The organism is Muricauda sp. SCSIO 64092 (genome assembly GCF_023016285.1).
Lineage (GTDB): Bacteria > Bacteroidota > Bacteroidia > Flavobacteriales > Flavobacteriaceae > Croceivirga.
In genome coordinates, this window is sequence record NZ_CP095413.1 from 628,891 (window position 1) to 654,228 (window position 25,338).

At 41.3% G+C, this 25,338-nt stretch carries 30 protein-coding genes and 4 tRNA genes; 13 read left to right on the forward strand and 21 right to left on the reverse strand.

Annotated features, from left to right (window positions below; translation table 11 throughout):
* Positions 1–45: 45 nt before the first annotated feature.
* The 17 genes from L0P88_RS02365 to L0P88_RS02445 form a co-directional block, all read right to left on the reverse strand.
* Positions 46–117: transfer RNA gene (locus tag L0P88_RS02365), tRNA-Thr, on the reverse strand.
* A gap of 78 nt (positions 118–195) precedes the next feature.
* A tRNA-Gly gene (locus L0P88_RS02370) sits at positions 196–268 on the reverse strand.
* Between the two features lie 60 nt (positions 269–328).
* Positions 329–411: transfer RNA gene (locus L0P88_RS02375), tRNA-Tyr, on the reverse strand.
* 23 nt (positions 412–434) lie between these two features.
* Positions 435–508, reverse strand: a tRNA-Thr gene (locus L0P88_RS02380).
* Positions 509–610: 102 nt separating this feature from the next.
* A complete protein-coding gene (gene hpf / locus L0P88_RS02385; protein WP_247133033.1) occupies positions 611–913 on the reverse strand; it encodes a ribosome hibernation-promoting factor, HPF/YfiA family in 303 nt (100 codons plus the stop codon).
* 57 nt (positions 914–970) lie between these two features.
* A complete protein-coding gene (locus L0P88_RS02390) occupies positions 971–1,861 on the reverse strand; it encodes a tyrosine-type recombinase/integrase (RefSeq protein ID WP_247133034.1) in 891 nt (296 codons plus the stop codon).
* A 79-nt stretch (positions 1,862–1,940) separates the two neighbouring features.
* On the reverse strand, positions 1,941–2,135 hold the full coding sequence (rpsU, locus tag L0P88_RS02395) for a 30S ribosomal protein S21 (RefSeq protein ID WP_158779674.1): 195 nt from the start codon (positions 2,133–2,135) through the stop codon (positions 1,941–1,943).
* Between the two features lie 67 nt (positions 2,136–2,202).
* A complete protein-coding gene (locus tag L0P88_RS02400) occupies positions 2,203–3,402 on the reverse strand; it encodes an acyl-CoA dehydrogenase family protein (protein WP_247133035.1) in 1,200 nt (399 codons plus the stop codon).
* A gap of 10 nt (positions 3,403–3,412) precedes the next feature.
* Positions 3,413–4,267 (reverse strand): ComEA family DNA-binding protein, encoded by an 855-nt coding sequence (locus tag L0P88_RS02405; protein ID WP_247133036.1) that lies wholly within the window; start codon positions 4,265–4,267, stop codon positions 3,413–3,415.
* A 10-nt stretch (positions 4,268–4,277) separates the two neighbouring features.
* Positions 4,278–5,891 carry an alanine/glycine:cation symporter family protein gene (locus L0P88_RS02410; RefSeq protein WP_247133037.1) on the reverse strand — a complete coding sequence of 538 codons (1,614 nt, stop codon included), beginning with the start codon at positions 5,889–5,891 and terminating at the stop codon, positions 4,278–4,280.
* A gap of 64 nt (positions 5,892–5,955) precedes the next feature.
* Positions 5,956–6,984 carry a potassium channel family protein gene (locus L0P88_RS02415; protein ID WP_247133038.1) on the reverse strand — a complete coding sequence of 343 codons (1,029 nt, stop codon included), beginning with the start codon at positions 6,982–6,984 and terminating at the stop codon, positions 5,956–5,958.
* 3 nt (positions 6,985–6,987) lie between these two features.
* Positions 6,988–7,215, reverse strand: coding sequence for a PspC domain-containing protein (locus L0P88_RS02420; protein ID WP_158779679.1), 228 nt, complete (start codon positions 7,213–7,215; stop codon positions 6,988–6,990).
* A gap of 8 nt (positions 7,216–7,223) precedes the next feature.
* Positions 7,224–8,507, reverse strand: coding sequence for a DUF2851 family protein (locus tag L0P88_RS02425; protein WP_247133039.1), 1,284 nt, complete (start codon positions 8,505–8,507; stop codon positions 7,224–7,226).
* Between the two features lie 21 nt (positions 8,508–8,528).
* On the reverse strand, positions 8,529–9,038 hold the full coding sequence (locus L0P88_RS02430; protein ID WP_247133040.1) for a DinB family protein: 510 nt from the start codon (positions 9,036–9,038) through the stop codon (positions 8,529–8,531).
* Between the two features lies 1 nt (position 9,039).
* Entirely contained in the window at positions 9,040–9,348 is a 309-nt protein-coding gene (locus tag L0P88_RS02435; RefSeq protein WP_247133041.1) for a rhodanese-like domain-containing protein, read from the reverse strand.
* Between the two features lie 76 nt (positions 9,349–9,424).
* A complete protein-coding gene (locus tag L0P88_RS02440) occupies positions 9,425–10,033 on the reverse strand; it encodes a thioredoxin family protein (protein ID WP_247133042.1) in 609 nt (202 codons plus the stop codon).
* A 5-nt stretch (positions 10,034–10,038) separates the two neighbouring features.
* Entirely contained in the window at positions 10,039–10,590 is a 552-nt protein-coding gene (locus L0P88_RS02445; RefSeq protein WP_247133043.1) for a TlpA family protein disulfide reductase, read from the reverse strand.
* Between the two features lie 132 nt (positions 10,591–10,722).
* Here L0P88_RS02445 and L0P88_RS02450 point away from each other — a divergent pair, with 132 nt between their 5' ends.
* The 11 genes from L0P88_RS02450 to trpA all read left to right on the forward strand — a co-directional run bounded on the left by L0P88_RS02450 (position 10,723) and on the right by trpA (position 20,017).
* Positions 10,723–11,169: a MarR family winged helix-turn-helix transcriptional regulator gene (locus L0P88_RS02450; protein WP_247133044.1), complete on the forward strand. Its 447-nt coding sequence runs from the start codon at positions 10,723–10,725 to the stop codon at positions 11,167–11,169.
* Position 11,170: 1 nt separating this feature from the next.
* Complete coding sequence (locus L0P88_RS02455) at positions 11,171–11,803, forward strand: NAD(P)H-dependent oxidoreductase (protein ID WP_247133045.1); 633 nt, start codon at positions 11,171–11,173, stop codon at positions 11,801–11,803.
* Between the two features lie 41 nt (positions 11,804–11,844).
* Positions 11,845–12,417 carry a YceI family protein gene (locus L0P88_RS02460; RefSeq protein WP_247133046.1) on the forward strand — a complete coding sequence of 191 codons (573 nt, stop codon included), beginning with the start codon at positions 11,845–11,847 and terminating at the stop codon, positions 12,415–12,417.
* Between the two features lie 254 nt (positions 12,418–12,671).
* Positions 12,672–14,069 carry an anthranilate synthase component I family protein gene (locus L0P88_RS02465; protein ID WP_247133047.1) on the forward strand — a complete coding sequence of 466 codons (1,398 nt, stop codon included), beginning with the start codon at positions 12,672–12,674 and terminating at the stop codon, positions 14,067–14,069.
* Positions 14,070–14,639, forward strand: a complete 570-nt coding sequence (locus L0P88_RS02470) for an anthranilate synthase component II (RefSeq protein ID WP_247133048.1) — start codon at positions 14,070–14,072, stop codon at positions 14,637–14,639.
* Between the two features lie 75 nt (positions 14,640–14,714).
* Positions 14,715–15,707 carry an anthranilate phosphoribosyltransferase gene (gene trpD / locus L0P88_RS02475; RefSeq protein WP_247133049.1) on the forward strand — a complete coding sequence of 331 codons (993 nt, stop codon included), beginning with the start codon at positions 14,715–14,717 and terminating at the stop codon, positions 15,705–15,707.
* Positions 15,708–16,035: 328 nt separating this feature from the next.
* On the forward strand, positions 16,036–16,821 hold the full coding sequence (gene trpC / locus L0P88_RS02480; protein ID WP_247133050.1) for an indole-3-glycerol phosphate synthase TrpC: 786 nt from the start codon (positions 16,036–16,038) through the stop codon (positions 16,819–16,821).
* Entirely contained in the window at positions 16,818–17,477 is a 660-nt protein-coding gene (locus tag L0P88_RS02485) for a phosphoribosylanthranilate isomerase (protein WP_247133051.1), read from the forward strand. The genes trpC and L0P88_RS02485 overlap by 4 nt, the downstream gene beginning before the upstream one ends.
* A complete protein-coding gene (trpB, locus tag L0P88_RS02490) occupies positions 17,461–18,642 on the forward strand; it encodes a tryptophan synthase subunit beta (RefSeq protein ID WP_247133052.1) in 1,182 nt (393 codons plus the stop codon). The genes L0P88_RS02485 and trpB overlap by 17 nt, the downstream gene beginning before the upstream one ends.
* Positions 18,643–18,677: 35 nt before the next feature.
* Positions 18,678–18,980, forward strand: coding sequence for a GIY-YIG nuclease family protein (locus L0P88_RS02495; protein ID WP_247133053.1), 303 nt, complete (start codon positions 18,678–18,680; stop codon positions 18,978–18,980).
* Between the two features lie 275 nt (positions 18,981–19,255).
* The gene (gene trpA / locus L0P88_RS02500) at positions 19,256–20,017 is read left to right on the forward strand and encodes a tryptophan synthase subunit alpha (RefSeq protein ID WP_247133054.1); all 762 of its coding nucleotides are present in this window, start codon (positions 19,256–19,258) and stop codon (positions 20,015–20,017) included.
* Between the two features lie 19 nt (positions 20,018–20,036).
* Here the strand turns inward: trpA and L0P88_RS24110 are convergent, their stop codons facing one another.
* The 3 genes from L0P88_RS24110 to L0P88_RS02510 all read right to left on the reverse strand — a co-directional run bounded on the left by L0P88_RS24110 (position 20,037) and on the right by L0P88_RS02510 (position 21,982).
* Positions 20,037–20,111, reverse strand: coding sequence for a RagB/SusD family nutrient uptake outer membrane protein (locus L0P88_RS24110; protein ID WP_409557718.1), 75 nt, complete (start codon positions 20,109–20,111; stop codon positions 20,037–20,039).
* Positions 20,080–20,535 (reverse strand): carboxypeptidase-like regulatory domain-containing protein, encoded by a 456-nt coding sequence (locus tag L0P88_RS02505; RefSeq protein ID WP_247133055.1) that lies wholly within the window; start codon positions 20,533–20,535, stop codon positions 20,080–20,082. Before L0P88_RS02505 ends, L0P88_RS24110 begins: the two co-directional genes overlap by 32 nt.
* Before the next feature lie 169 nt (positions 20,536–20,704).
* Positions 20,705–21,982, reverse strand: coding sequence for a sensor histidine kinase (locus L0P88_RS02510; protein ID WP_247133056.1), 1,278 nt, complete (start codon positions 21,980–21,982; stop codon positions 20,705–20,707).
* A 106-nt stretch (positions 21,983–22,088) separates the two neighbouring features.
* On the opposite strand from L0P88_RS02510, the gene L0P88_RS02515 reads away from it, so the two are divergent.
* Together L0P88_RS02515 and L0P88_RS02520 are read left to right on the forward strand one after the other, a co-directional pair.
* Complete coding sequence (locus L0P88_RS02515) at positions 22,089–23,594, forward strand: M20/M25/M40 family metallo-hydrolase (protein WP_247133057.1); 1,506 nt, start codon at positions 22,089–22,091, stop codon at positions 23,592–23,594.
* A gap of 143 nt (positions 23,595–23,737) precedes the next feature.
* Positions 23,738–24,127, forward strand: coding sequence for a LytR/AlgR family response regulator transcription factor (locus tag L0P88_RS02520; RefSeq protein WP_247133058.1), 390 nt, complete (start codon positions 23,738–23,740; stop codon positions 24,125–24,127).
* A 46-nt stretch (positions 24,128–24,173) separates the two neighbouring features.
* Here the strand turns inward: L0P88_RS02520 and L0P88_RS02525 are convergent, their stop codons facing one another.
* Positions 24,174–25,328 carry an acyltransferase family protein gene (locus L0P88_RS02525; protein WP_247133059.1) on the reverse strand — a complete coding sequence of 385 codons (1,155 nt, stop codon included), beginning with the start codon at positions 25,326–25,328 and terminating at the stop codon, positions 24,174–24,176.
* Positions 25,329–25,338 lie beyond the last annotated feature (10 nt).

The window sequence follows — 25,338 nt, forward strand, 5'->3', positions numbered from 1 at the left end:
TAATGAATTTAATCTTAAGTTTATATTAGTGTCTGTTTTCTATCGAGCCAACGACGGGAATTGAACCCGTGACCTCTTCCTTACCAAGGAAACGCTCTACCCCTGAGCTACGTCGGCGTAAAGTGTTCAATCTACATCCTTATGACAAAGGAAGAGATTTAGCCACCCCATTTGGGGCAACATCGTCACTCTTAGAGCGGGAGACCGGGTTCGAACCGGCGACATTCAGCTTGGAAGGCTGACGCTCTACCAACTGAGCTACTCCCGCTTATTACTATTCAATATTTCAAAAAACCATCCTTTTCAGGATTATTCTGGTCTGCACCCGTGGGGAGAGCAGGATTCGAACCTGCGAAGGTAAAAACCAACAGATTTACAGTCTGTCCTCGTTGGCCGCTTGAGTATCTCCCCTCCTTGATTTTCAGTAAATTACGAGCCGATAGAGGGACTCGAACCCACGACCTGCTGATTACAAATCAGCTGCTCTAGCCAGCTGAGCTATATCGGCTTTTCAGCCACTTTTTTACACAAAAAAAGCCCGTTATTTCTAACGGACTGCAAATGTAGCGTTTTATTTGTTTAATCAAAACAAACTGAAAAAAAATTTTGATTAGGCATGTGCCCTTGTTTTCTCCTTTGTTTTCACCAATTGCCGCTCCAATGAATTGCATGCATTATCAACGGCCTCCTCAAAAGACTTACATTGTTTTTTTACAATAAATTGGTTCCTGGGCACCTTCACCTTGATTTCCACACTTTTGTTCTCCTTGGAACTGGTGTTCTCAACTTTTAAATAAACATCCGAACTAATGACTCTGTCATAGAACAGTTCCAATTTATCCATTCGCGCCTGAATGAATTCAATTAATTTTTTGTCGGCCACAAAATTTACAGATTGTGCATTAACCTTCATAAAAATTTCTCTTTTAGGTCCACTCCAAGGTGGATAGGTTATACATTACAAGGAGTACTATTCCTTGTTTCTAGGATGGGTAGTTGCGTGCACTTCCTTTAGTTTGGCAATACTACTATGGGTATATACCTGTGTAGAAGCCAAACTGGAATGACCCAACAGTTCTTTCACAGCATTTAAGTCCGCTCCTTGGTTCAAGAGATGTGTCGCGAAAGTATGCCTCAACATATGTGGACTTTTCTTGACTTTGGGCGAAACCCTACTAAGATACTTATTTATAACCCTGTAAACAAGGGTTTCGTATATTTTGTGGCCTGTATTTGTCAATAAAAAATGTGTGGCATCCACTATCTTTGGCACAGCCGATCTTTGCTCTAAATAGGATTGTATGGAACCGATCAATCGGGGCATTAAAGGTAGTATACGTTCCTTGTTGCGTTTGCCCAACACCTTTACCGTTTTTCCATTAAGGTCAACATCACTAAGCTTAAGATGAACCAGCTCTGACCTGCGCATACCTGTGGCATACAGTAGTTCTATGATCAATTTGTCCCTAAGGCCCAAAAAGTCATCATCGTATTCCATAGCGTCCAATACCCGTTCCATTTCATTTTCCGAAAAAGGAACCTGAATTCTTTTTTCGGACTTAAGCGCCCTGTGCTTGGCCAAAGGATTGTGTTCGATCATTCCAATTTTCAACAGAAACCTATAGTATGCTTTTAGGGAAGCTATTTTTCGATTTATCGAACGATTGGATACCCCCTGTTCCACCAATGCCACAATCCAACTCCTAATGGGGCCATACTCCACCTTCTGGATTTCTTCAAGTTGATAATGGTCCAAAATGTATTTTTGAAAATCATCAATATCCTTGGCATAGGCCTTAATGGTATGGGGCGAGTAGTTCTTCTCCAGATTCAAATATGAGGTAAAGGCATCCAAACTCATATCCTAAAGGTAGTAATCCTACTTTAAAAAAAAATCCTGCTCTTACAGCAGGATTTTTAATTTTTTCCAGAAAAGGGTCCTAAAGTTCCTCTTTGTCCCTTAAGCTCTGGATATATTGTGCTTTTTGAATTTCAGCTCTACGCCTAACGGAAGGTTTGGTGAACTGCTGTCTGCTTCGTAATTGACGCATTGTTCCCGTTTTATCGAACTTCCTCTTAAAACGCTTCAGTGCTCTATCAATGTTCTCTCCTTCTTTTACCGGTATTATTAACATAGGCTACAACCTCCTTTCTTTTAAATTTTGGTGTGCAAATATACAAATGTATTTATAACCACGGTGGTTATTTGAAAATTTCTTCGTTGGTGTTCACGCTTGTGGAGGCTGGGCGATATTCCTTTTTGTCCACAATAATCTTTGCAATGATTTCCCTGAGAATCTCAGAAGTTCCCCCACCAATTGGCCCCAATCTACTATCCCTTAGCATGCGGGCCATGGGATAATCCTCAATATAGCCATAACCCCCAAGGAATTGCAGGCAGTGGTAAATAACATCATCTGCCATTTTTGTAGACTTCAATTTGGATATGGTGGCCTCTTTTACCACATATTCCCCTTGCTCCATTCGATATACTACGGAATAATTATAGTTTTTGCACATCTCCATATCTGCATAGAGATCCACCAATCTGTGGCGAAGTGCTTGATACTGGTTTATGGGCTTCCCGAACGTTTCCCGTTCGGACATATATTGTAAGGCGTAGTCGATGGCGTGTTCGGCCCTGGCATGGGCATTGATTCCCATGACCAAACGCTCAAGGGCAAAGGCCTCCATGATGAATCCAAAACCAGTGCCCTCCTCACCCATCAGGTTTTTGGCGGGTACGATAACATTATCAAATGCCAATTCCGCAGTATCCGAAGCACGCCATCCAAGTTTGTTGAGTTTGTTGGCGGTCACCCCTTCACTTTTAAGATCAACAATGAAAATGCTGATTCCTTTATTACCCTTGGAAGGACTGGTTTTTGCAGCCAGAATGATATAATCGCCATAAACCCCATTGGTAATGAAGGTTTTTGAACCATTGATAATGTAATGATCACCCTTTCTTACCGCAGTTGTGCGCATCCCTGCCACATCACTTCCCCCAAAGGGCTCGGTTACTCCCAAGCAACCTATTTTTTCACCATTTACACTTGGTGTCAAGTACGCTTCTTTCTGCTCGTGGTTGGCATTTTTGTTCAAATGGGTCATCGCCAAGTAAACGTGCGCCCAAATGGCGGCAGCAAATCCCCCTGAGTTAATTTTTTGAAGTTCCTCCAGCAGAATTACCGTGTAGAACAAATCCAGTCCCAATCCATCATATGCTTCCGGGGTGGCCAAACCAAAATAACCCATTTGACCCAGTTTTTTCCAAATAAAACGTTCAATGGTTCCTGTTTCTTCCCATTTATCCAAATGCGGGACGACTTCTTTCTGCAAAAAATCTTTTAAACTCTCCCTAAATAATTGATGCTCTTCCGTGAAGTACATACTATCCATATCAACTCCTTTAATACGACAAATATAAGGCTATTCTATCTATTTTGTTTATCGGAAACCCCGAAACGTTAAACAAATCTTCTTTTGATGTATACGCTCCATTTTCCTCTCTATATATAACGATATTTTTTGCCACTTTATACTTTAGGTACACCAAAGATGCAATTTCATCTGGATTGGCCGTATTAATATTGATTTTTTTAACCTTTGGAGGATGTAGCACCCGAAATTTTTTTAGGGTCCTTTCCACTACTTGCGGTTCAAGACCGTAAACATCATAAAGCTGCTCATTTACCAGAAAACCTCCAAGCCTCTCCCGAAATTTAATTATTCTGGCAGACAACTTTTCCCCTATTCCATTGACTTTCTTCAAATCTTGGGCCGAAGCAGTGTTCAAATCCAAAATCCTTGGCTTTCGGTTGTTGCTGACTTCGGTTTTTTTTGTTGTCGGCTTTGTAGTCTGCGTCCATTCCGGAAATTTAAAAAACGGTGAGATGCCATTCAGCAAGGAATCCGATATTCCAGTGATTCGTTGAAACTCCTCCGCAGAGTGCACAAATCCGTTTTGTGCCCTAAAGCTATGTAGTCTATCAAGTTCCAAAGGGGACAGGCCCAACAAGTATCCCTTATACTCAGAAATATAATTTGGATTAAAGGGCTTGAACTGTAATTTCGACTTGCGCTCTTCAATACCCAAGCTATCGGTCAGCAACTGGTTTTTTATGTCCAATGAGAATACATCGGTACCATTGGCGGTCGAAAATCGGTTCAAACCAAAATAAGCTAATTGAAATACTGCGATCAATACCAGCAAAAAGAAAATCCCCCTCCGTTCCTGTTTGGTGAAGTTAAAGTAGGATTTCATGGTTTATGTACTACACTTGCTTATTCGCCTTAATGGCGTCCAGATAACGCCGTAATTGTTTTTTGACAATAGGGAACAAGAAATACAAGCCTACCATATTGGGAAACACCATGGCAAAAATCATGGCATCCGAAAAGGCCCAAATGGAATCCATACTGGCAGCGGCCCCAATAATGACAAAAACGCAGAATAATAATTTATAGGTCAAATCCGTGGTCCTACCCCTACCAAAAAGGTACTTCCAGGACTGCAGACCGTAATACGACCATGAAATCATTGTAGATACCGCAAACAGGACAACTGCAACGGTAAGGAACACATTGGAGAAGGGGATGTATTCACCAAATGCCTTGGAAGTAATACCTGCGCCTTCATAGGGCATTCCGTCTATCATCACAACTCCGGAACCATCACCTCCATATTCAAAAAACCCGCCAAAATTGAAAATGACGATTACCAAAGCAGTCATGGTACAGATAACGACGGTATCAATAAAAGGTTCCAACAGCGCAACCAATCCTTCAGATGCTGAGTATTTGGTCTTTACTGCCGAGTGGGCAATGGAAGCCGAACCCGCACCTGCCTCATTTGAAAAGGCCGCCCTTCTAAATCCTACCAAGAGCACCCCAATAACTCCACCAACACCCATGGCCGTTGGATTAAAGGCCTCTTTTACGATCAAACCTATGGCATCATCAATCAAGGGAAAATTACTGAAAATGATATACAGGCAGCATACCACATAGAGAACCGCCATAAAAGGGACTACTTTTTCAGTCACCGAAGCAATTCTTTTAATACCCCCAATAATAATGATTGCCACCAAAACGGCGAGTACTACCCCTATTATGGTACCGGCCATTGTACTTTCCCATCCAAAGAGTTCCTTGACCACAATGGTAGCCTGATTGGATTGTGCTGCATTTCCGCCACCAAAGGACCCACCGATACAGAATACGGCAAATAGTACAGCGGCAATTTTTCCCAAGGTCTTGAAGCCTTTATCCTTAAGTCCCCTGCTAATGTAATACATGGGTCCTCCATAGACCGTTCCGTTTTCATCCACATCCCGAAATTGGACACCTAACGTACATTCCACAAATTTTGTGGACATTCCCAATAACCCACAGATGATCATCCAAAATGTAGCACCGGGCCCTCCAAGGGCAATGGCCAGGGCCACCCCGGCAATGTTACCATTACCGACCGTACCGGATACCGCGGTTGCCAATGCCTGAAAATGGCTTACTTCGCCTTCCTGGCTCTCATCCCGGATCGTATCGGGCAAATCCCCATCAACAATATTTATTTCCGCTTTTTCCACTCCATGGCCTTCGGGATATTCCAATTCATCATATTTGCCCCTGACCACACTTATGGCGGTCCAAAAATGCCGGATGTTGGGAAACTTAAAATAGAGAGTGAAAAAAAGGGCACTTCCTACTAAAAGAATCAATACGAAGGGCGTTCCCATTATTTCAAAGAAGATGACATCATTGAAAAAGTCCGAAACTGGTTGAAAGGCCCTATCAATCCTTTTGTCCAAACCAACTTCCTCGGCTTCCTGGGCCATGGAAAAAAATGGTAATAAGAAAGAGAGAAGGGTAAAAAGTCTGTACTTCATGCTGGTTATTTTGCTTTGTTGAGTAGATGTAAAGCCGACAATATCCTAAAAAAAACCTATGCAATCAAATTTCATCGGTTTTTAACTGATGAATGTGGAACATTTGATTCAGTTTTTGTATCTGCTCCGGGCGGCCCAAAACAATTACCTTTCCTTTGGGCTCCAATTCCAAATCAGGTTCTGGATTAATGATATATTTCCCGTTGGGCTTTATGTAGCCAATAATGGTGCAACCTGTTTTGCTCCTCAAATTCAGGTCACGAATGGATTGGCAATCCACTTGGTCCGTAAAATCGGCAATTTCCACTTCCTCCAAATTGGTTGTACTCTCCCCTTCTATGGAAAGTTGATCCATAAATGTTATTAGATCTGGCATAACCACCAAAGAGGCCATATGGTCCCCTCCTATTTTATCTGGCATAATGACTTTGTTTGCGCCGGCAAATTCCAATTTTTTAACCGACGTGGCTTGAGAGGCCCGACTGATGATGAAAAGATCTTTGTTCAACTGCCGTGCGGATAGGACCACAAAGAGATTTAAGGCATCATCGGGCAATGCGGCCACAAAATACTGGGCCCTTTGGATACCGGCCTGCACCAGGACCTCATCATCATTAACGTCACCTTCAACAAATAACACCTCGTCCTCATTGGCACTGATCACTTCTTTGTCCTTTTCAATGACGACAAAGGGTTTTTTGTACGCCTTCAATTTATGTGCTGCCTGTTGGCCATTTCTGCCATAACCACAGACCACCACATGATTCTTTAAGCCATTAATTGTATTCTTCACCCTTTTCTTCTTTAAAAGTTGCAATGAATTCCTGCTTAGCACATATTCGGAAACCACGGAGATGGCAAACCCAAATATAAAAACGCTGCTAACAATGAGGAAAATAGTAAAAATCTTAGCATTCTGATCAAGTGGCCTTACTTCCGAAAAACCTACCGTGGTAATCGTAATAATGGTCATATATATGGCTTCCACCCAGGTATATGACGCTACCATTTTATACCCAAATACGCCAATGGTAAACACCAAAATCATCAGGGACAATGCCAATACGAGTTTGGAACGGAATAGTTTGATCATAGGTCACAAGTCAAAAACAGAGGTTCTTTTGGTATACACCAAGTCTTTTATCCTTAACCAAAAGGCAATGAATAGATAAAGGGCAAATCCGAAGCCCAGTGTTACAAAGGTGAGGTAAATAAATGTGGTACGCACAACCCGGGCCCTGATGCCCAAACGTTCAGCAATACGTTCACATACTTGGAACCCCCTTTTTTGAAAATAATACAACAGACTGTAAAACCACCGCATGGCTAAAATTAGTTTTTTCTTGCCAATAAATTGGTTCCTACATGACATTGAAGACATTTGTTCACCGTACAATACCCATTGTACAATTGGATCTTCGCCTGACTTTCAAATGCTGATCCCGTAGGAACCCCAATACGTTCAAATCGATTGATTATGCTGTTTTTTTCAGCCGGAACAGTATTTGCCAACTCCAACAATTCTTCGGTATTGTTCCTTCCCAAATAGTTGTCATAACAAAATTTTATGGGGATTATGGTATTCATTAGGACCAAATGCACAAAATCCCTGGAAATCCCCTTTTTTCTTTTTCTGGACTCCTTACCAAAGGTATAGTGGTCGTCCCAATACGCACTGGCATGGACGTCAAAAAGCCTGTAAAAATCGTCCAAATTTGTACACTCCATTATTTTGCTGAACAAGTTGGGGTGCTGGTTATGTACCCTCGCAAGCTGGGACAAACGGATGGTAGGGAAATTGGAGGGCCTCAATCCAAAGAAAATAGGTCTCTCTCCCTTGTATTCCTTTATTTGAAACTTGTTCCGAAGGAAGGTGAACTCGTTTTGAAGGCGCAAAAAATAGTCATCCAGAATTTCGGCCTTGGACAGAAAACCGGCCACTCCAAAAAACAGGCTTTCCAGTTGTAACAAATCCTTGGATACTTTTTTTATCACCGCATAATCCAGATGTTTTGCCATATCCAAAAAGGCTTCGCCATTTTTGTTGAGGCCAAAGTTCTTCATTACCATGGCAAAAAGGACGGCTTCCCAGTCGTTCCTGGTCCCTTCCAATAGTGTTTTGATGTGTTTTGACTTCTGTTCCAAGCGCTCTATGTAGAGCCGCTGTTGCCACTGACCCCAAATGATACTTTTGACACTGTTCGCATCTTTTTCGCAATTGATGAATTTGCGCCCTTTATTGCATACCAAGCTTTTATAGGACGAAAGTAGTTCTTCATTCAAATACTCTTTTAAGGCCAAAGTGGGGATCTTACTACCATCTTTTCTAAACACGCTCAGGTTGTCCTCCCAAACTACATGAAGTATGACATTGTCATAGTTTTGGTCTTGCTCATGTCCATGTGCGTACCAATCAGAAGATTTGGTGTGAATTTCCACATTACCCGCCCATTCCTGATTTTGAATACGTATTCGGGCATTAAAAAAATCGGGGCCACTGGAAGTATTGTATTGCCCAATATGGATAATTTCTATTGGCTCTTGGGAAGAAGTCCGTAAATCAAGGCTTTGAAACTTTTGGGTCTTCCAAACATAATGAAGCAAATCTTCACGCATGCAACGAAAATAGAAATTTGATCACCATTTTCCTGCATAGGTCAAATCATCTTTACTGGAAAATTTTAAATATGCATGATGGATCCGATTTATTTGCCTTATATGATGGTAATCGTGCGCCAACCAATTTACCAGGAACTTTTTGGCGCTTCTTGGCCCTACTTCGGGATGGTCAACCGTCTGCTCCCAATTTGGGTTTTCAAGGGATTGTAGCCAATCTATGGATTGCTGCCTTTCCTTAAGGAAACTTTGGAGAACGGTTGCAAAGTTCCGTTGTAAATAACCACGTTCCTTAGGCCATTCTTCTGGACTGATGGGTTTCAAGGGCTGATTTGGATCCCATAAGACGCTTTTTACCCGTGCTTTAAAATCTTCTACCTCCTCATCCAATAAATGGCAAACAATCTCCAATAGGCACCAAGAATCGGCATTGATCCTAAAAGAATACTGTTCTTCGGTACAGGTTTCCAGCAGATGCCGAAAGACCATTTTGTTGGCCTGCAGTTTTCCGATGATGGTCTTGGGAAGCATCTTACTCGACTACCTCCCCTTCCCAATTGGAAAAGCCCCCTTCCAAATTGTAGGCTCTTTCAAAACCGACACTGTTCATTATGGCGCAGGCTTGACCACTTCGGTTCCCGGAACGGCAATAGACATAGTAGTTTTTGGATTTATCCAATTCCTCCAATCCATCCAAAAAGCCTTGCCCCAAATAAATATCAATATTTGTGGCACCGGGAATATAGCCCTCCTCCACTTCCTCAGGGGTTCTAACGTCCAATATGAAGGCATTTTCGTCATTCGCTAATTTTTCGGCCCATTCTTCTTGGCTCAAATCCATAAGTGTATTGTTTAAATTGCTCAAAAATAAAAGTCCAGAGCATTACTCTGGACTTAAAAACCAAATATTTTTTCAATTACACCTTAATGGAACATCCAATGGCCCTGGTGGTCTCAACTTTAATCTCTTCTCCTGCCAACATGGCGTCCACAGCCTGTTCAACATATTTTTCCTCTACTTGGGAGGCATCTTGGTAATTATCGTCTATGGCCCCTATATAACGGACTACGTTACCCGATTCCTTTTTTTCCAATAAAAAAACGTGAGGGGTGCGTGTAGCTCCGTATTGTGGGTACACCTTTTGACCATCGTCCAGGAGATAAGGAAAGGTAAAACCTTTTTGTTTTGCCCTGGTTTTCATTTCTTCAAAACCATCTCCGGGTTTGGCCTTAGGATTATTGGGATTGATTGCGATAACCGGCACTCCCAAAGACTTGTATTTAGTGTCCAGGGCAATGATTCGGTCTTCATAGGCCTGTGCATAGGGACAGGTATTGCACGTAAATATCACCAGAAAACCCTTGGCATCCTCATAATTGGAAAGGGAAACCATTTTTCCATCAACATTTTTCAACGAAAAATCCGTTGCCATATCGCCAATGCCATACCCCTTAATTGGGTTTGGGGAAAAAGCCGTAATGGAAATCAGTACGACAAGGAATCCCAAATAGTTTAATGTTCGCATTTCTCTTAATTTAAAAATTTTTGAAGTTCCGTATACAATCCGTCGTATGAAAAGCCCTTTTCATAAAAAACCCTTTCCTTTTCATTGTATATCAAGGTGGCCGGTATGCCCCCACCCCAGTCTTTATTGATTTTTGGAATCCACTCATTCATTTTTGGGTCGTCCAAAATAACCAACTTACCTTTCAATCCTTTTTTCTCAACATAGGGAATCAGTCTTTTTTTCCACATGGATGGCATATCCAGACTTACCAAAATCAATTCCACGTTATTGTCGCGCTGTTCCTCATAGATTTGTTGAAAATATGGCATTTCCTCCAAGCAGGGTTTACACCAAGTGGCCCAAAAATTGACAATATAGGTTTTACCATCATTCTTGTTCAACAGCGGTTCAAGGCCTTCATAATCGTAAACTGGAAAAGGAAGTTCCACCGTATTGCCCACAATCACCTTATCCGTCAATTGTGCTTTCTCTTCGTTTTTTAATTGTTTCTTATCCTCCGCACAACCAATCATGAAAAGAAAACAACTACCAAAAACAAGGCTATTTAGCTTCATACCATAGGATTACAGATTAAAAATAACCATTGCACAACCCATGGTTTGATTTTTTAACAAAAAATTATCGATGGACCCTTGTGGTGTTCATGAATACGGCTATACATTTGTATATACAATTATTGTAATGGCATGAATGTAGAAGAAATCATTAAGACCAAGAAAAAATTACCGCTCAAAGTTAGAACGATGATTCATTTCGCTTTGGTCGGAAATAAAATCAATGAAACCTTTGCCGCTACATTAAAACCGTACGAAATGTCCGAACAACAATTCAACGTTCTCAGAATTTTGAGGGGACAGAACGGTAAGCCTGCCAATCTTTCTACCATCAATGAACGTATGGTAACCAAAATGAGCAATACCACCAGACTTGTGGACAAACTCATTTTAAAGGGATATGTGGATCGGGAGGTTTGTGCCTTAAATAGACGCAAGGTGGAAATTACCATTACGGACAAAGGCAACAGGATTTTATCCCAATTGGATAAAATCATGGAACAAACGGAAAATGAACTCTTAAAAAATTTCAGCGATACTGAACTACATCAATTGAATCGATTATTGGATAAATTTTAATATGGACGATACCCTAACAATTAGAAAATGGCGTTATGCCACAAAAAAATTTGATGCGAACAAAAAAGTATCAAATGAAGATTTGGAAACACTGTTGGAAGCAACCAGGCTAAGTGCTTCTTCCTATGGATTACAACCTTATCATATGTATGTAATCTCCAATCAGGAAACAAAAGAGAAGCTTAGGCCCATAAGTTGGGGACAATCACAGATTTCCGATGCATCCCACATCATTGTTTTTGCGAATTCAACGGATTTTGATGAGAATTTGGTAGATGATTACCTGGAAAATGTATCAAGGACCAGAAATATCCCACAAGAAGGACTAAAAGGATATGGTGATTTCATGAAATCCAAATTATTGGATTTACCCTTGGACAGTAAAGGAAGCTGGACAACGAAACAGGTATATCTGGCATTTGGAAATGCCATGCAGGCCGCCGCCGAATTGAAAATTGATACCTGTCCCATGGAAGGTTTTGAACCGGAGAAATACAATGAAGTTTTGGGACTGAACGAAAAAAATCAGAATGCTGCCGTTGTTTTGGCCATTGGGTACCGTTCCGAGGAAGACGAGACCCAGCACTATGCAAAAGTCAGAAAATCAAGAGAGGAATTATTCACTTATATATAAATCATTAACCCATTTTAAAAACAAAAATTAATTCTAAAATCATGAAAAAGAACATTTTAACCCTAGCGTTGACCTTGGTATTTGGAACAGCCCTCGCCAATCCAGTTGATGGTGAGAAAAAAGAGGTAAAGACCGAATCAAGTACCGTTACCTGGAAAGCCTATAAAGTTACCGGCTCGCACACAGGTACCATCGACCTTAAATCCGGTGCCCTAATGTTCGATGAGGGCAAACTTACAGGTGGTGAATTTACTGTTGATATGACCACCATCAACACTACCGACCTAACAGGGGATTATAAGCAAAAACTGGATGGACACTTACATTCGGATGACTTTTTCTCCACGGCTTCCAACCCAACCTCATCCCTAAAATTTACAAAGGTGGAAGCATCCGGTAAAAATTCATATAAGGTAACAGGTGACCTCACTATAAAAGGAATCACCAAACCAGTGACTTTTGATGTTTCGGTGTATGGCAGCAAAGCGACCGCTACCATGAAAATTGATCGGGCACAGTACAATGTAAAGTATGGTTCCGGAAGTTTTTTCGACAACTTAGGTGACAAGACCATTTATGATGAGTTTGACCTGGTTGTCGATTTGGAGTTCTAGACACCTTGAAATTATAGAAAAAGAAAATTAGTTTGAGTGTTTGAAAATCCTGTTGCGGTACCACTGCAGCGGGATTTTTATTTTTTTGTTTGGTTTCATCAAATACATTTCTATATTTGGGACATGAAAGGTAAACAACAAATGAACTGGTGGTGGAACAACTTGCGTATGCTATCGTGAGCTAGTCCTATATATCCAGAACCCATATAAGGCTTGTCATCACGACAAGCCTTACTTTTTTGAATCAATTTGAAATGAAATTTGAACTAAAAACCTATTACAAACAGATACTTGCAGATACCATTACCCCGGTTAGTGTGTATCTAAAAATACGGGATAAATATCCCAATAGTATTTTACTGGAAAGTAGTGATTACCATGCCAACGACAACAGCTTCTCCTATATTTGCTGCAATCCCATTGCGTACATTAAAATTGAGGGCAATTCCATTATCCAACAATTTCCGGATGGGACAGTGGAGGAAATGGAGATTACGGATTCTACGGACGTGACCGCCATAATCCATGGTTTTTCGCAGCAATTTTCCGTGGAAAACCACAATTTCAAATTTATAACCAACGGCCTTTTTGGGTATATGGCCTATGATGCCGTCCGTTACTTTGAATCTGTAGAAATCTCCGAAAAATCCAATTCCGTCAAAATACCGGATATCTTCTACGCGGTGTATCAAAATATTATTGCAATAAACCATTTTAAAAATGAGGCTTACCTATTTGCCCATTGTTTTAATGCTGAAAATAATGTTGACGATCTGGAACAATTGCTTAAGGTAAGAAGCTTTGCAACCTATAATTTTTCAAAACAAGGTGAAGCCAGATCCAATCTTAAAGACGAAGAATATCGGGAACACGTGGAACTGGCCAAAAAACATTGCAAGCGCGGTGATGTATTTCAGTTGGTATTGTCAAGACGGTTTTCCCAAGATTTTAAGGGGGATGAGTTCAATGTATATCGCGCATTGCGCTCCATAAATCCGTCCCCCTATCTTTTCTATTTTGATTATGGGGATTTTAAAATATTTGGTAGTTCCCCTGAGGCGCAACTGATCGTAAAGGACGGAAAAGCCGAAATACATCCCATTGCCGGAACTTACAAAAGAACGGGCAATGATGAAAAAGATGCTGAACTCGCCAAAAAACTGGCCGGTGACGAAAAAGAGAACAGCGAACACGTGATGCTGGTGGATCTGGCCCGAAACGATTTGAGCAGAAATGGTAATCTAGTGAATGTGGAGACCTATAGGGAAGTCCAGTATTTCTCACATGTCATCCATTTGGTCTCCAAAGTCACGGGACATAAGAAACCGGACATCCCAACTTTAAAAATTGTTGCGGACACCTTTCCCGCCGGCACGTTGAGCGGAGCTCCAAAACATATGGCCATGCAACTCATTGAAAGATATGAAAAGACCAATAGGGCTTACTATGGTGGCGCCATTGGATTTATGGATTTCAACGGAAATTTCAACCATGCCATTATGATTCGGACTTTTTTGAGTAAGAACCATCAACTCCATTATCAGGCAGGTGCAGGTTTGGTTGCCGCATCCAACCCGGAAAACGAATTGCAGGAGACCTATAATAAATTGGGTGCCTTGAACAGGGCATTGGAAATTGCAGAAACTATCTAAATGGGACGACAGATTTTAATGATAGACAATTACGATAGCTTCACCTATAATTTGGTACACTATCTGGAGGACCTGGGTTGCGAAGTGGTGGTAAAACGAAATGACGAACTTACATTGGACGATGTGGATAGGTTCCAGGAAATTGTCCTTTCACCCGGTCCAGGAATACCTGATGAAGCCGGCCTTTTAAAACCCATAATCGAGAAATATGCCCCAAGCAAACGAATTTTTGGTGTTTGTTTGGGACAACAGGCCATTGGGGAAGTTTTTGGGGGCACCCTTATTAATTTGGATGAAGTGTACCATGGGGTGGCAACTACCATAACGATTATAGAGGACGATTACATATTTCAAGAAATGTCAAAAACCATGGAGGTGGGGAGGTACCATTCCTGGGTCGTGGACAGCAAGCTCCCAAAGGAACTTACGGCCACTTCGGTGGACGAAAAAGGACAGATTATGTCCCTAAAACACAATACCTATGATGTAAGGGCAGTACAATTTCATCCGGAATCCGTACTTACACCACAAGGAAAACAAATGCTTAAAAATTGGTTGAATAATAATTGAAACTTGTCATTCCTGTGAAAACAGGAATCCAAAAAAATAGATTCCGCATCAAGTGCGGAATGACAAAAAGAAAAAATGAAAGAAACACTGAACAGACTTATCAATCACGAAATCCTGGCAAAGGAAGATGCCAAGCAAATCCTGGTAAATATTGCCAAGGGGCAATACAATACCAGTCAAATTGCCGCTTTTCTGACCGTTTACATGATGCGAAGCATTACCATTGAGGAGTTGGAAGGTTTTCGGGATGCACTTTTGGAACTCTGCCTGGCAGTGGATTTGAGCGATTATAACCCCATTGATCTCTGTGGAACGGGAGGTGATGGCAAAGACACGTTCAACATTTCCACTTTGGCCTCTTTTGTAACTGCCGGAGCCGGGATAAAAGTCACCAAACATGGAAATTATGGGGTTTCCTCCAAATGTGGAAGTAGCAATGTCATGGAATTTTTGGGCATCAAATTCAGTAACGAGGCCGATTTTCTCAAAAAATCCATAGATGAAGCCGGTATCTGTGTATTGCATGCGCCCCTTTTTCATCCTGCCATGAAAAATGTGGCCCCCATACGAAGGGAATTGGCCGTAAAAACCTTTTTCAATATGTTGGGGCCAATGGTGAATCCGGCTTTTCCAAAGAACCAAATGGTGGGTGTATTTAACTTGGAACTGGCCCGAATGTATGGATACCTCTATCAGAATACGGATAAAAACTTTACCGTACTCCATGCTTTGGACGGCTATGATGAGATTAGTTTAACGGGAGCGACCAAAACCATATCCAATGGTTCGGAAGGTATTTTGCAGCCCCGGGATTTTGGTTTGGAAAGCGTAAATGCAAATGCGATTGCTGGCGGTGAGGACGTTGCCGAATCCGCGCAGATTTTTATGAACATTTTACAGGGCAAGGGAGTAGAAGCACAGAATAATGTGGTCTGCGCCAATGCTGGGATAGCCATAGCCACAGTGGAGGGCCTTGCGCCAAAAGAAGGATTTGAAAAAGCGAAAGAATCCTTGCTAAATGGCAAAGCGTTAAAAGCATTAAGGAAATTACAGGAGTTGAGTAATTAGTTGTTGGTTGTTGGTTGTTGGTTGTTGGTTGTTGGTTGTTGGTTGTTGGTTGTTGGTTGTTGGTTGTTGGTTGTTATGGATTTAAAGTCTTTTTTTCAAGAACAACTATTTTGGTTGATTCCGATTGTTTCAACCATCAGGAATTTAGTCAGCCAAAACCTAACAATTGGGATGAATAAAACGGTACAACGTATGTATGACATAAGCACGGTAATAGCACTCGAAATCTTCAATATCAATTTAGCAATGGGGAAACCTCACTCATTTTTTTCTGAATCAATATTCACCAATCCATTAAACCAATAACCGTAAACCCACAACCCAAAAAATGAACATTCTGGAAAAAATAGTGGCCGATAAACGAAAGGAAGTTGCCCTCAAACAGTCTTTGATTCCAACTTTGCAGCTGGAAAAGTCGGTTTTATTTGAGCGGAAATGCCCGTCCCTGGCTTCTACTTTAAGGAACAGTAACACAGGAATCATTGCAGAACATAAACGACGTTCCCCTTCTAAACGAACCATAAATCAAAATACCAACGTAGCCCAGGTGGCAAAGGGGTATCAAAACGCCGGCGTATGTGGAATGAGTGTACTTACGGATATTAAATACTTTGGAGGTTCGTTGGAAGATCTGCTCTTGGCACGGGCATCTGTGGACATGCCCTTATTGAGAAAGGAATTTATGATAGACGAATATCAGGTATTGGAGGCTAAAGCAAATGGGGCGGATGTGATTTTACTCATAGCCGCAGTACTGTCCAAAAAGGAACTAAAAGTACTTTCCGAGCTGGCTAAAAGTTTGGGAATGAACGTACTTTTGGAGGTCCACAACCAGCAGGAATTGAACAAGTCCTTACTGCCCAGTGTGGATATGTTGGGCGTTAACAACCGTAATTTAAAGACCTTTGAAGTGAGTTTGGAAACCAGCAAGTCATTGGCCAAAGAAATCCCGGAGGATTTCGTAAAAGTATCCGAGAGCGGCATAAGTTCAGTTAGTGCCATTAAAGAACTTAAGGAATTTGGCTATCAAGGTTTTTTGATCGGTGAGAATTTTATGAAAACAGAGAACCCGGGAGAAAGCGCAGCAGAATTTATTCAAAAATTAGGGAGATGAAACTTAAAATATGTGGTCAAAAACATAATATTGCCGATGTGGCCGGTTTGCAACCGGATTACCTCGGTTTTATCTTTTGGGAACCCTCGTCCCGTTACTTTGATCATGAACCATCCCCACTACCCCCAGAAATAAAGAGCGTTGGGGTTTTTGTGGACGCCTCCATTGAAAACGTTTTGGAAAAGGTTTCAGCATATCATTTGGATGCCGTTCAGTTACATGGAAATGAAACCCCGGAATATTGCGCAAATCTAAAAAATCGTCATTCGGAACTTGTTTCGGAATCCCAAACCAAAGAATTTGACATCATAAAGGTATTTTCAATCAAGGAAACATTCGATTTTTCCATCTTAGAAGCTTATGAGAATTCCTGTGACTACTTTCTCTTTGATACCAAGGGAAAGCTGCCCGGAGGAAATGGCTACGCTTTTGATTGGGAAGTCCTGCAACAATACCCTTCAACCAAACCCTACTTTTTAAGTGGGGGCATTGGATTGGAGAATGTAAATGAATTACGGAAATTCTTGGATACCGATACCTCAAAATACTGTTATGCCATTGATGTGAACAGCAAATTTGAAACGGAACCCGGATTTAAGGATATCAAAAAACTAAAAGAATTTAAAAAAGTGCTGGAAAATGAGTTATCACGCTAACGAAAAAGGTTATTACGGAGAATTTGGAGGGGCATTCATTCCAGAGATGTTATACCCCAATTGTGAGGAACTTCGCCAAAATTACATCCGGATCATGTCGGAACCTTCCTTCCAGGAGGAGTTTCATCAACTGTTAAAAGACTATGTAGGCAGACCCACTCCCTTGTATTTTGCAGAGCGTTTATCGGAAAAGTATCAAACCAAAATATATCTAAAACGGGAAGACCTTTGCCACACAGGGGCGCACAAGGTCAATAACACCATAGGGCAAATTTTGATGGCCAAAAAATTGGGCAAAAACCGAATCATAGCGGAAACCGGTGCAGGTCAACATGGGGTTGCCACAGCAACGGTTTGTGCTTTAATGGGTATTGAGTGCGTCGTGTACATGGGTGAAATTGATATTGAAAGACAAGCACCCAATGTAGCCCGCATGAAGATGTTGGGTGCAGAGGTCCGTGCGGCCAAATCTGGCAGTAGAACGTTAAAGGACGCTACCAATGAAGCCATACGTGATTGGATCAACAACCCTGTAAATACCCATTACATTATAGGCTCGGTTGTAGGACCACATCCTTATCCGGATATGGTAGCGCGTTTTCAATCCGTAATTTCTGAAGAAATCAAATGGCAGTTACGGGAAAAGGAAGGGAGGGAAAATCCCAATTATGTGGTGGCCTGTGTGGGAGGTGGTAGCAATGCCGCTGGTGCCTATTATCATTATTTGGACACCCCGGAGGTCGGTATCATTGCAGTTGAGGCAGCTGGAAAAGGAGTTAATTCCGGGGAGAGTGCTGCAACATCGGCCTTGGGAAAAGTAGGTATCATCCATGGTAGCAAAACCCTGTTGATGCAAACCGAAGATGGTCAAATTACCGAACCGTATTCCATTTCCGCGGGACTGGACTACCCTGGAGTAGGACCCATGCACGCACATTTGTATAAAAGTGGTCGTGGGGAATTCATTTCAATCACTGATGATGAGGCTATGACCGCCGGCCTGGAAATGGCACAATTGGAAGGCATTATTCCCGCCATAGAAACCAGCCATGCCTTCGCTATTTTCGATTATAAAGAATTCAAGAAGGATGATGTTATCGTAATCAATCTTTCCGGGAGGGGAGATAAGGATCTTCAAACGTACATTGACTACTTTAAATTGTAATTCCTGTCATTCCTGCAAAAGCAGGAATCCAGTTCATGATAAAAAATGTCCATCAATATTATATCTATATCCTTACCAATCATAAAAACGGTACACTTTACATTGGAATGTCAAATGATTTGGAAAGAAGAGTCTTCGAACACAAAAACAAGTTAATTGAAGGATTTACAAAAAAATATGGATTGAATCGGTTAGTATATTTTGAGGTTTATCAATATGTAAATGATGCCATCTTGAGGGAGAAACGGATTAAAAAGTGGAAAAGACAGTGGAAAATTGAGTTAATTGAAGAAGAAAATCCTGAATGGGATGATTTAGCACAAGATTGGTGTGACTAATGGATTCCGCATCAAGTGCGGAATGACAAGAATAGTTCATTGGATATTCAATAATTAATAAGAAATGACCACTCAAGACATTTTGACTGCAATTGGCTTAATAGGAATTGGTGGCTTATTAAAAAGCTTAATCGATTACCTAATATCTAGCAAAAAACAAAAATTCGAAAGTAAACAATCCTATAATCAATTAATTTTTGTGATAAGGAGAAATTTTATAGGATATAAAGACTAAAATTAGAGCAAAGGATTTCATCTTAGAAAAAAAATAACAAATGAACAGAATAAAAGCCAAGCTCCAGGAGAACAAAAAACTCCTCTCCATTTACTTCACCGCGGGATATCCAAAATTGGATGATACCCTTCCAATAATTCAGGAATTGGAGAGGGCCGGAGTGGATATGATAGAAATAGGCCTTCCTTTTAGCGATCCGTTGGCAGATGGGCCTACCATTCAGAAAAGTTCCACAGCTGCACTGGGAAATGGTATGCACACCGAACTGCTATTTGAACAATTAAAGGACATACGGAAATCCGTTTCCATTCCCTTGATCGTTATGGGCTATTTTAATCCAATGCTACAGTACGGGGTCGAGGCTTTTTGTCGAAGATGCTTTGAAATTGGGATCGATGGTATTATTATGCCCGATCTTCCCCTGGATGTCTATAAAGAAGCCTACGAAGCCATTTACAAAAAATACAATCTTATCAACGTCTTTTTGATTACCCCACAGACCAGCGAAGACCGCATTCGTGCAATCGACAATGCCTCGGACGGTTTTATTTATATGGTCAGTTCGGCAAGCACCACCGGTGCCAAGGATGGCTTTGGTGAGGAACAGCGGGAATACTTCCAACGGATTGCCAAACTTAATCTCAACAATCCCCAGATAGTGGGGTTTGGCATTAGTAATGCGAATACCTTTGAGGCGGCCACGGCGAAAGCCAAAGGGGCCATTATTGGGTCTGCATTTATTAAGCATTTAACCGAAAATGGGATTGAAAAGATTGGGGATTTCATCAAAACAATCCGATAAGGGGCAAATTCAATTTCGTTTAATAGCCCGGGTTTTGGACAACATTTGGGTTTAAGTTAATCTCATCGGCCGGTATTGGCCAGTAAAACGTCAATATCCGGGTCGGTTTCTTGGATGGTTTGAACAGGATCTATAACCTCGACCTCCAATGTTTCCGTATCATTTTCCTCAGAAAGGGTTACACTGAATTCGTAAATCAAACCTTCCACGAAAGAATTGGAATCCATGGACAATTCAACGGTAACTTGATAAGTACCCAGTTCCAAATCATTGAACCTAACTGTCCCTTGATCATCGGTAACGAGCGTGCTATTTCCAGGGATAAGGGTTACACTTGCATTTGGTTCCGGAGTTCCATCGGATGTGCTTACCACAACTATTAACGTTCCCGTAATGCTATCTTGAGCTTCATTATCGGAGCCACAACCAGAAACCATTATCGAAACAATTAGCACAAAAAATAGTATGGGGTTGCTTTTTGCACATCTTGACCGTAATACATCAAATCGATTCATCATTCAAAAATACTTTGGCAGTTTAATGTTCATATGAAACAAAAATGGGTAAATCCCATTGCACCATTGACTGCCGTACTCTGGAACAACGGTTACCCCCATGTTTTCATCTTCTTATAGCTCTTAAGTAAGCTATAAATTTCGATGGCAACAAGATTAATCAAAAAAATGATTACTGAACAACACTTAAACCGTGATTTATAGGTATGGACTTAAAAATTTGAATTTCCGCCAATACGCCTGTCTTACTTTTGGACAATTTTAGACGGGCATTATTGTTCTTGAGCATCCGCTTACAGATAAAAAGCCCTTTTCCAGATCCCTTCTCCTTTTTAGTACCAAGGGAACTGGTCACCATTTGGCCAGTATTGATTTTGGAAAGCTTTTCTTCATCTACTGCTTCGGCACTATTATGAACCCTTAAGCTAAAATGGTTCTCATCCTCCATATTATCGACCAGAATCCGTTGGTTTTGTGGTGAGAACTTAATGGCATTGGTAATCAAATTTCGGATTGCCGTTTGAAAGACCTCCTTGGAATAAAACAGATTGAAATCGGTATCCACAGCATTGACCAGACTTAATTCCTTTTCATTCAGGTTTTGTGAATACTGACTGCGTATCTCTTCGATCAGCTCATGGAGGTTAATATCCATATAGGACTTTAAGGTTTCGTCATTTTGCATGGACCAGTTCAATAAATTGTCCAACATGCCGTAGGTCTTGTCTACGGATTGTTGCAATAAGTCCAAATAACTGTTCCTATCGGTTTTTGAATTTGAATTTCTAATAATGGTGGTCAGCATCGAAATTTGATGTATCGGTGTCCTAAGGTCATGGGCAATTATTTTCATAATGTCCTTCCGGAATGAGGTAAGCTCCAATAATTCCTCATTTTGAAGACTGACCAATTGATGCTGTCCCTGCAGCTCGTTCTGCAACCGTATGACCTTGCTGAAGACAAAGAAGCTGACCGCGGCAACGGATGAAATCATAATGAACGCAAGGATGTATTTCCCAATGGACAGATCAGGATATAACATGGCACAGGCTATGATGAATATGGTATTATAACCAATAACCACAAATTGGTGCCATGGTTTTTCAAAAACCGCCAATAAAAGGCCCATCACAAAAACAATCATCTCCACCCTCGAAAAATAGGCCTCAAAGTTCAGATTTACGTCCGCAACCCGAAAAGGTAAATATATCGTGGACGAGAGGATATTGATATAGACCATAATAATGAACAGCAAACTGGTGGTCATCCCCTTTAATTTCCATATGACGGACGAAATCAGAATAATTGAAAACACCACTAAATGCTTTACTGCATATCTGTTAAATCCCCCCAGTTGGTATTCCGTGAAGAAATTGGTGGCCAATCCGGCCAACACCAAAATAATGAGTACATGAAAAATTATGCTCGAGCGATTAATTGCAACAAGCACTTTTTTATCTTTAGCAGATGAATCAAGAGTCGTATTCAAAATGAATGAATTCTTGGTCTATGAACGACAATTGGTGTATTTTCTTACTTTTTTGATTGAAATTTAGATGAAACGCAGCTTTTTTTTTGTTTGCTCCCTGGTGTTGACATTTGGCTTTGGCCAAGAATTGGACAGTACCGCTTTAAAGTCACAGGTAGCCGAGGCGATCAGGGATTTAAGGGATTTTATTGCCATACCCAATGACGCCCTAAATCCCAGTGATATTGACGATAATATCTTTTGGCTCAAAAAGCAATTTGAAAAACGGGGATTCAATACCGCAGTATTGGATACCGACAACCTGCCCCTATTTTTTGCGGCCCTTCCCATGGACGATACCAAACCTTCGGTATTGATCTATATGCATTTTGATGGGCAATCCGTGGATGCCTCTAAATGGAATCAGCCCGATCCCTATAAAGTGGTCCTTAAAAAACCTGATGGTGATACTTTTGAGAAGATGAAATTTGAGGAACTGGGGGAGGACATCAATTACGATTGGCGGCTTTTTGGCCGCTCCACTTCAGATGACAAGGGTCCCATTGTGATGTTGTTACATGCCCTGGACCTCCTAAAAAAAGAGGAAACGGAGCTTCCCTTTAACGTCAAGGTGATTCTGGATGGGGAAGAGGAAAAAGGCAGTAAACCGTTGCCCAATGCCGTAAAGCAGTACAGAGAGCTATTGCAAGCCGATTTTTTATTGATCCACGACGGACCAATGCACGCTTCGGGAAAACCCACTATCATTTATGGCTGCCGGGGGATTACCACGCTTACATTGACAACCCATGGCCCTTTCAAACCCCAACATAGTGGACATTATGGAAATTATGCCCCAAACCCGGGGTTTCAATTGGCCCAACTTCTGGCCACTATGAAAAATGCTGAAGGCCGTGTGACCATACCTGGGTATTATGAGGGTATTTCATTAAATGAAGAAACCCAGACCATTCTCAAAAGCGTGCCCGATGATGCTGTGGCCATTTCAGAGCAACTACAGTTTAAAACCCATGAAAAAGTAGGGAGTTTTTACCAAGAGGCCTTGCAATATCCAAGCCTGAACATAAGAGGTCTCGGCTCCGGATGGATCGGTGAAAAGGTCAGGACCATCGTTCCCGAAAGCGCCACGGCGGAGCTGGACCTGCGGCTGGTACCGGAATCGGATGGCAATCGGTTAAAACGTCTGGTCAAAGACCATATTAAAAAACAGGGATTTCATGTTTTGGACCATGTGCCCAACAAAGAGGAACGCCTGGCCCATGAGAAAATAGTCACGGTTACCGAAGGCGGTGTTACCGATGCCTTTAGAACCAGTTTTGACAATGCCTATGGGAAGTTTTTGATAAACACCTTACGTAGCACTTTTGGCGAAGAAGTCGTACAGATTCGGATTATGGGAGGTACGGTACCCATCGCCCCTTTTATCAACGAGTTGAAAATACCGGCTTTTATAATACCAATGGTCAATCCCGATAATAACCAACATAGCCCAAACGAAAATTTAAAAATTGGACAATTGGCTTATGGCATAAGGGCATTCCATTCCCTATTAAGTCATAGACCGGATAAATAATCCCATTTATCGATACCTAAGATTCCGTAATATGGTCCAAATCCCGGAAATACGTATTTTTATCGAATATTTGTAGGATTTAACCTATATATTTAGATGTGGGAGCTGATGAAAGTAGCTTTAAACTACCCAAATTTAATCCCATGAACTATAAAACGGTTATCATAGATGACTCTTCAGTACATCGCCTAGCTATTTCATTCCTAGTACAAAATCATCCAAAATTGCAATTGATAGGAGCATATTCCGACCCTTATGAAGGTATTAAAGCAATCTACGAGCACAATGTGGATATTGTTTTTATGGACATTCTTTTGGACAATCTAAATGCTTTTGAATTATTGGATCAGATTCAAATACCTGCAGCCATTGTCCTGAATTCCTCCTGGGAAAAGTTTTCGTCCAGGGCCCGGCAATATGGCATCCAATATTTTTTGACAAAACCAATGCAAAAAAGCGCTTTTGAAACGGCAGTTAAAGGAGTCTTACAATCCTTGGAAAGCGACAAAGTAAAAAAGCACGCTACTTCTTAAGCCAACCCATAAAAAAGTGGTGCAAAAGGCCAGCATTAAGATGAAATCATGGCTTGTTCCCATAATTCCATCGCATGCCGAACAATACCCTTGTCAGTATGGTTTTTCTAATGATGAAATGGTACAACGACCAAATAGCTGTTAAACACACCAGCACTAGAAGCAGCAATTTTGGTAAAATGCCCATATCCCATTCCAATATGTAGTATCCCGAGGCCACAATAACCGCCTGATGCGTGATGTAAAAGGGATATACCGCTGTATTGAGATAACTTAAGTTCTTGTTCGAAAAATTGAGGTATTTCATAGCGTAGCCAATGGCAGCAAGGATAATGGTCCAAATATGCAGATCATTTAAAAGGCCATAAACATAAAGGTCCATATCCTGCTCCTTTGGTTTATTGAGTTCCCAGTTCCAGTAGTACCTTGCGAAAAGTACGATTGCCATGGTAAGGGCGACCACTAGGAACATCCTTCGATACTTCAAACAGGTATCCCAGAAATTCTGAATGGCCCCAAGAAAAAACCCCAACACGTAAAATGTAATCGAAGAAATAAAAACATACCAGTCGTTGATAAGACTTCCCTGTTCGGGCCAGTCGATATACAACCAAAAAATATACAGCACAAAGGGGGTTGCCAAAACAAGATGGGCGATGGGATTTCCAAAAATTGGACCGATCATTTTCCTGAACCTGTTGAACCATTTAATTTTTGCCATGGAGAAAATTGGTAGCAATAAAATGGTAAAAACAAACAAATAGGCCACAAACCACATATGGCTCCATGTAAACGAACCATCGGGATAGGGAACTATTTCATAGACCGAAGGGTAGAATTCCATATAACCGGACGTTATCCGGCCCTTTTGCAACCATTCAAAATATACTTGAATGGGAGTAATGAAAAAAATGGCAAAAACGAGTGGAACAAGCAATCGTACAAAACGCTCGCCCATAAACTTGGGGATGCTCCGTTTGCGCAATGAGAACCGCACCCCTACCCCAGATATAAAAAAGAGCATGGGCAATCGCCACTGATGTACCCACCTAATGATCCGTGTTATCCAAGGGGAAGTTTCCGTATTGTTGATTTCCCAGGTATAGTGCTCCACAAAAGGTACCGCACAATGAAATAGAATTAAGGTCATAAAGGCCAGGACACGCAGCCAATCGATATAATGTAGTCGTTCCGGTTTCAAGATGCCAAAA

Excerpts from the sequence above, each read along its gene's own strand:
- hpf (WP_247133033.1), bottom strand. The coding sequence starts at position 913 with ATGAAGGTTAATGCACAATCTGTAAATTTTGTGGCCGACAAAAAATTA.
- L0P88_RS02390 (WP_247133034.1), bottom strand. The coding sequence starts at position 1,861 with ATGAGTTTGGATGCCTTTACCTCATATTTGAATCTGGAGAAGAACTAC.
- rpsU (WP_158779674.1), bottom strand. The coding sequence starts at position 2,135 with ATGTTAATAATACCGGTAAAAGAAGGAGAGAACATTGATAGAGCACTG.
- L0P88_RS02400 (WP_247133035.1), bottom strand. The coding sequence starts at position 3,402 with ATGGATAGTATGTACTTCACGGAAGAGCATCAATTATTTAGGGAGAGT.
- L0P88_RS02405 (WP_247133036.1), bottom strand. The coding sequence starts at position 4,267 with ATGAAATCCTACTTTAACTTCACCAAACAGGAACGGAGGGGGATTTTC.
- L0P88_RS02410 (WP_247133037.1), bottom strand. The coding sequence starts at position 5,891 with ATGAAGTACAGACTTTTTACCCTTCTCTCTTTCTTATTACCATTTTTT.
- L0P88_RS02415 (WP_247133038.1), bottom strand. The coding sequence starts at position 6,984 with ATGATCAAACTATTCCGTTCCAAACTCGTATTGGCATTGTCCCTGATG.
- L0P88_RS02420 (WP_158779679.1), bottom strand. The coding sequence starts at position 7,215 with ATGCGGTGGTTTTACAGTCTGTTGTATTATTTTCAAAAAAGGGGGTTC.
- L0P88_RS02425 (WP_247133039.1), bottom strand. The coding sequence starts at position 8,507 with ATGCGTGAAGATTTGCTTCATTATGTTTGGAAGACCCAAAAGTTTCAA.
- L0P88_RS02430 (WP_247133040.1), bottom strand. The coding sequence starts at position 9,038 with ATGCTTCCCAAGACCATCATCGGAAAACTGCAGGCCAACAAAATGGTC.
- L0P88_RS02435 (WP_247133041.1), bottom strand. The coding sequence starts at position 9,348 with ATGGATTTGAGCCAAGAAGAATGGGCCGAAAAATTAGCGAATGACGAA.
- L0P88_RS02440 (WP_247133042.1), bottom strand. The coding sequence starts at position 10,033 with ATGCGAACATTAAACTATTTGGGATTCCTTGTCGTACTGATTTCCATT.
- L0P88_RS02445 (WP_247133043.1), bottom strand. The coding sequence starts at position 10,590 with ATGAAGCTAAATAGCCTTGTTTTTGGTAGTTGTTTTCTTTTCATGATT.
- L0P88_RS02450 (WP_247133044.1), top strand. The coding sequence starts at position 10,723 with ATGAATGTAGAAGAAATCATTAAGACCAAGAAAAAATTACCGCTCAAA.
- L0P88_RS02455 (WP_247133045.1), top strand. The coding sequence starts at position 11,171 with ATGGACGATACCCTAACAATTAGAAAATGGCGTTATGCCACAAAAAAA.
- L0P88_RS02460 (WP_247133046.1), top strand. The coding sequence starts at position 11,845 with ATGAAAAAGAACATTTTAACCCTAGCGTTGACCTTGGTATTTGGAACA.
- L0P88_RS02465 (WP_247133047.1), top strand. The coding sequence starts at position 12,672 with ATGAAATTTGAACTAAAAACCTATTACAAACAGATACTTGCAGATACC.
- L0P88_RS02470 (WP_247133048.1), top strand. The coding sequence starts at position 14,070 with ATGGGACGACAGATTTTAATGATAGACAATTACGATAGCTTCACCTAT.
- trpD (WP_247133049.1), top strand. The coding sequence starts at position 14,715 with ATGAAAGAAACACTGAACAGACTTATCAATCACGAAATCCTGGCAAAG.
- trpC (WP_247133050.1), top strand. The coding sequence starts at position 16,036 with ATGAACATTCTGGAAAAAATAGTGGCCGATAAACGAAAGGAAGTTGCC.
- L0P88_RS02485 (WP_247133051.1), top strand. The coding sequence starts at position 16,818 with ATGAAACTTAAAATATGTGGTCAAAAACATAATATTGCCGATGTGGCC.
- trpB (WP_247133052.1), top strand. The coding sequence starts at position 17,461 with ATGAGTTATCACGCTAACGAAAAAGGTTATTACGGAGAATTTGGAGGG.
- L0P88_RS02495 (WP_247133053.1), top strand. The coding sequence starts at position 18,678 with ATGATAAAAAATGTCCATCAATATTATATCTATATCCTTACCAATCAT.
- trpA (WP_247133054.1), top strand. The coding sequence starts at position 19,256 with ATGAACAGAATAAAAGCCAAGCTCCAGGAGAACAAAAAACTCCTCTCC.
- L0P88_RS02505 (WP_247133055.1), bottom strand. The coding sequence starts at position 20,535 with ATGATGAATCGATTTGATGTATTACGGTCAAGATGTGCAAAAAGCAAC.
- L0P88_RS02515 (WP_247133057.1), top strand. The coding sequence starts at position 22,089 with ATGAAACGCAGCTTTTTTTTTGTTTGCTCCCTGGTGTTGACATTTGGC.
- L0P88_RS02520 (WP_247133058.1), top strand. The coding sequence starts at position 23,738 with ATGAACTATAAAACGGTTATCATAGATGACTCTTCAGTACATCGCCTA.